The organism is Micromonospora sp. NPDC003776, from assembly GCF_053605645.1.
Map to the genome: position 1 here is coordinate 1 of NZ_JBSGJR010000559.1, position 4,584 is coordinate 4,584.

General features: G+C 75.5%; 5 protein-coding genes. 2 read left to right on the forward strand and 3 right to left on the reverse strand.

What is annotated here, in order from left to right:
- Window positions 1-344, forward strand: a 344-nt coding sequence (locus ACWEVO_RS30785) for a hypothetical protein (RefSeq protein ID WP_452310971.1), incomplete at its 5' end; no start/stop codon positions are given.
- A gap of 48 nt (window positions 345-392) precedes the next feature.
- On the opposite strand, the gene ACWEVO_RS30790 is transcribed toward ACWEVO_RS30785, so the two are convergent.
- From ACWEVO_RS30790 to mshB, 3 genes are all read right to left on the reverse strand, one after another.
- Window positions 393-857, reverse strand: coding sequence for a hypothetical protein (locus tag ACWEVO_RS30790; protein ID WP_452310972.1), 465 nt, complete (start codon window positions 855-857; stop codon window positions 393-395).
- An 83-nt stretch (window positions 858-940) separates the two neighbouring features.
- Window positions 941-1,411 (reverse strand): hypothetical protein, encoded by a 471-nt coding sequence (locus ACWEVO_RS30795; protein WP_452310973.1) that lies wholly within the window; start codon window positions 1,409-1,411, stop codon window positions 941-943.
- A gap of 17 nt (window positions 1,412-1,428) precedes the next feature.
- The gene (mshB, locus tag ACWEVO_RS30800) at window positions 1,429-2,352 is read right to left on the reverse strand and encodes an N-acetyl-1-D-myo-inositol-2-amino-2-deoxy-alpha-D-glucopyranoside deacetylase (RefSeq protein WP_452310974.1); all 924 of its coding nucleotides are present in this window, start codon (window positions 2,350-2,352) and stop codon (window positions 1,429-1,431) included.
- Between the two features lie 86 nt (window positions 2,353-2,438).
- On the opposite strand from mshB, the gene ACWEVO_RS30805 reads away from it, so the two are divergent.
- On the forward strand, window positions 2,439-4,583 hold the full coding sequence (locus ACWEVO_RS30805; protein WP_452310975.1) for a prolyl oligopeptidase family serine peptidase: 2,145 nt from the start codon (window positions 2,439-2,441) through the stop codon (window positions 4,581-4,583).
- Window position 4,584 lies beyond the last annotated feature (1 nt).

The following is a 4,584-nucleotide window of genomic DNA, read 5'->3' on the forward strand; positions in this document are numbered from 1 at the left end:
GCGGGCGCTGTGCGCCATCGAGGAGACCAGCCGGCACGCGCGACCGCCCAGGGTCGAGCGGCGACCGGCCGGGCGGGCCGGACGCCGGAGCCGCCACGGGCGGCCCGGTACCCCAGCCCCGGTCGGGCGGCGAGGCCCGCGACCGGCAGCCGGTGCGGACCGCCGGCGACGGGTCCCGCTCCGGGCCGGCACGGACCATGGAGACGGCGGACCGGGTCACCTCGATGGTGCCGCCCGAGGTGACCGGGGTGGATCAGGTCGTCACGCCCGACGGCACCATGGTCACCGCGGCGGCCGACGAATCGGTCGACACGCCGCCGCTTCCCGGCACCGCCGGGCGCTGACCGTCGAACGCGATCGGGGTGCCGCTCGTCCGGGCGGCACCCCGGCGCTCAGCGGCGGACCACCTTGCGCGGCTTGGCGGCCTTCAGCTCGGCGTACCGCTTGAGCTGCTGGGAGCGGTGATCCCGGCCGAGCGCGGTGAGGGTCAGGAAGCCCACCAGCACGCCGGCCGCCGTGGCCGCCAGGTAGAGCCAGATCTGGGCGAAGAAGAACCCCGCGCCGTCGGCGAACGGGCTCTTGCCGACCAGCAGCGGACCGACGAAGAGGGTCAGCGCGAGCGCCACGGCGACGGCGGCGGCCAGGTCGGCCGCCCACCGGCCGACCGGGCGGTCCCGGCCCCAGCGGAAGGCGAGCACGGCCAGCACCAGCCCGATCACCACGAACATCACCAGGGTGATCCGGTCGGTGGCGGTGTCGTTGTCCGGGAAGGCGAACCGGTCCACCAGCCGCGCCACCACGTTGACCAAGAACAGCGCTGCCGCCGGCACGCCGATCGCGCGCCACCGCTCCCTCATCGCAGGCCTCCCGCCGTCCGCCCGCCCCCACGGCAGGCTCCTGGCAGGAATATGTACCACCGCTCCCTGTGTGCCGTCTGCCCTCAATCGGCCGGCGGCGGGGCCACCAGCTGCCGGAAGCCGAGCACGGCGAAGGTGACCGCGCCCGCCACCACCAGCGCCAGGCCCAGGACGTTGTCGCCGGTGAGCGCGAGGTCTCCCTCGGTGGTCCGGATGCCACCGGCGACGATCACCACGAACCAGGGCACGGCGGCCAGCGCCACGGCCCATCGGGTCCCGACGGCAGCGTGCGCGAACCAGCCGAGCAGGGCGGTCAGTGCGATCACCCCGACCACCCCACCCACCGTGCCCGAGAGGCCCACCAGGGCCTTGGCCACACCGGAGCGGCCCTTGACCAGCTCCCAGGCGCCGGTGGCGAAGATCAGCTCCAGCACCGCGGCGAGTACCCCGGCCCAGACCACCACCACGCCCCCGGCGACCCGCAGCGCGACGTCGAGCGCCCGCGACGGCCGCTCGGGCGGCGCGGCGGGCTGCTGCTCGGGGGCGACCGACATCGGTACGGCGGGGAGCGTCACCGGAGACCGGCCGCCGCGACCGGGGACCGGTCCGGCCGGTCCAGCGGCAGCCCGGCGAAGAGGTCGTCCTCCCACCCGTACGGGCCGTTGCCCGGGCCCTTCTCGCCGACCGCGAGGGTGAAGTACTCCACGCCCATGAACTCGGCGCCGAAGTTGCCGGCGATCGCGTAGAGCCAGGAGGTCGCCGGGATCTGGGTGCCGTGCGCCCGCATCGCCGCCTCCTTGGCCGCGTGCTGGTCGGCGGCGTCGATCCGCGCCGCGATCTCCGGGTCCGGGGTGCCGAAGGGCAACTCGTCCACGCTGTCGATGCCGGCGAAGGGGTTGTCCGAGGACTCCACGAAGTGGTTCAGCCCGGCCTCCAGCACGCTGCGCGGCATCGCCGTCCAGTAGACCTTGGCCGGGGCGATCCCCTCGGCGTCGGCGAGCTGCACCGCCCGCATCGCCACCCGGTGCGCCTGGATGTGGTCCGGGTGGCCGTAGAAGCCGTTCGGGTCGTAGGTGACCAGGACCTGCGGGCGGACCTCCCGGATCACGCCCAGCAGGTGGCCGGCGGCCTCGTCGAGGTCGGCCTGCCAGAAGGCCCGCGGGTGCTCGTTGGTGGCCAGGCCCATCATGCCCGAGTCGCGGTAGCGGCCGGCGCCGCCGAGGAAGCGGTGGTCGGTGACGCCGAGCGCGGCGCAGGCCGCGGCCAGCTCGCCGATCCGGTACCCGCCGAGCTGGTCGGCCTCGGCCGCCGCGAGCTGGGTCAGCTCGGGTACGTGGATCTCGCCCTCCTCGCCCAGCGTGCAGGTCACCAGCGTGACGTGGGCCCCGGCGGCGGCGTAGTGCGCCATCGTCGAGCCGGTGCCGATGGACTCGTCGTCGGGGTGCGCGTGGACCAGCAGAAGGCGTCGATCGGGCAGCGTCGTCACGACCGTCACTCTAACCGGCGGTCCTGTCCCACCATGGGTTACGCGTCCGCGCAGGTCGGCCACATCACGCCGGGCGCGCGCCTACGATCCGAGGCGTGGACTTTCCCGAGCTGGCCGCCCGTACCCGTCGGTTCAGCCACGGGGCGCCGCGCGCCGTCTCCGTCGCGGACGACGGCTCCCGGGTGATCTTCCTGCGCTCCTCGGGACCGGAGGACCCCGCGGACGCGCTCTGGCTGCTCGACGTCGCCTCCGGCGAGGAGCGGCTGGTGGCCGACCCGGCGGTGCTGCTCGGCTCGGACGGCGACCCGACCGCGCTGTCGCCGGGTGAGCGGGCGCTGCGCGAGCGGCTGCGGCTGGCGTCCGCCGGCATCGGTTCGTACGCCCTGGACGGGGCCGGCCGGGTGGCCGCGTTCGCGCTGGCCGGTCGGCTGTTCCGGGCCGACCTGGTGCACGGCGACGTGGTCGAGGTGACCGCGGTCGGCCCGGTGATCGACCCGCGCCCGGACCCGACCGGCGAGCGGCTCGCGTACGTCACCGACGCCGCCGAGGGGGTCCGCCGGGGCCAGCTGCGGGTGGTGGAACCGGACGGCACGGACAACCTCCTCGCCGGGGAGGACAGCGGCGTGACCTGGGGGCTCGCCGAGCACATCGCGGCGGAGGAGTTCCACCGGTACCGGGGCTACTGGTGGGCGCCGGACGGCCGCGCGGTGCTGGCCGCCCGGGTGGACGAGTCGCGGCTGGCCCGCTGGTACCTGCACGACCCGGCGGATCCGGAGAGCCCCCCGGCCACCGTCGCGTACCCCCGGGCGGGTGGACCGAACGCCGAGGTCAGCCTGCACCTGCTGGACCTCGACGGCGGCTGGGTCGACGTGCACTGGGACCGGGAGACCTACCCGTACCTCACCTCGGTCGACTGGGCGGACGGCGGGCCGCTGATCACCGTGCTGCGCCGGTCGCAGCAGCACGGCCTGGTGCTCGCCGTGGACCCGCGTACCGGGGAGACCCAGGTGCACGCCGAGCTGGCCGACCCGCGCTGGGTGGAGCCGATCCCGGGCACCCCGGCCCACCTGCCCGACGGGCGGGTGCTGGTCGGCGGCGAGCTGGCTCACGACGGCTACGACGCCCGCTGCCTCTTCGCCGACGGCACGCTTCTCACCCCGCCCTCGCTCTACGTCCGGCGGGTGGTGGGGCGGCTGCCCGCCGGCGAAGGCGGCCCGGCGGACCTGCTGGTGGAGGCGAGTGAGGGCGAGCCGAGCCAGCGGCACCTCTACCGGGTCCGGACGGTGATCGGCGGCGGGGTGGACGCCCGGCGGATGGGCAGCGACCCGGGCTGGCACACCGCCGCGATCGGCGGCGCCACCCTGGTGGTCGGGATGGCCTCGCTGGAGCACCCCGGCACCCGCTGGCGGGTGTGGCACGGCGACCGGGAGGTGGGCGAGCTGCGCTCGCTGGCCGCCAACCCGCCGTACGCGCCGCGACCGATGCTGGTGCGGGTGACCGACCGGCGGCTGCCGAGCGCGGTGCTCTACCCGAGCGAGCACGTGAAGGGCACGAAGCTGCCGGTGCTGCTGGACATCTACGGCGGGCCGGGGCACCAGGAGGTGGTCGCCGCGCGGGCCGCCTGGCTGGAGCGGCAGTGGTGGGCCGACCGGGGCTTCGCGGTGGTGACCGTCGACAACCGGGGCACCCCGGGCATCGCCCCCTCGTTCGAGAAGGCGATCCACCGGCGGGTGGCCGACGTGATCCTCACCGACCAGGTGGACGCCCTGACCGCGCTGGCCGGCAAGCACCCGGATCTGGACCTGGCCCGGGTGGCGGTGCGCGGCTGGTCGTTCGGCGGCTGGCTGGCCGGGCTGGCGGTGCTGCGTCACCCGGAGCTGTTCCGCTGCGCGGTCGTCGGCGCGCCGGTCACCGACTGGACCCTGTACGACACCGCGTACAGCGAGCGCTACCTGGGGATGCCGGACGACGGGATGGACGTGTACGCGCACCACTCGCTGGTGGAGCTGGCCGCGGAGCCGGTCGGCGACCCGGCGCAGGCCCGGCCGATGCTGCTGGTGCACGGCCTGGTCGACGACAACGTGGTGGCGGCGCACACGCTGCGGCTCTCGGCGGCGCTGCTGGCGGCCGGCCGGCCGCACGCGGTGCTGCCGCTGACCGGAGCCAGTCACATGGCCGCCGGCGGGATCGCCGAGCGGCTGCTCCGGCTGGAGCTGGACTTCCTCCGCCGGCACCTGTAAA

What these genes read in the sequence shown, in the direction of transcription:
- ACWEVO_RS30790 (WP_452310972.1), bottom strand. Translation starts at nt 857, where the DNA reads ATGAGGGAGCGGTGGCGCGCGATCGGCGTGCCGGCGGCAGCGCTGTTC.
- ACWEVO_RS30795 (WP_452310973.1), bottom strand. Translation starts at nt 1,411, where the DNA reads ATGTCGGTCGCCCCCGAGCAGCAGCCCGCCGCGCCGCCCGAGCGGCCG.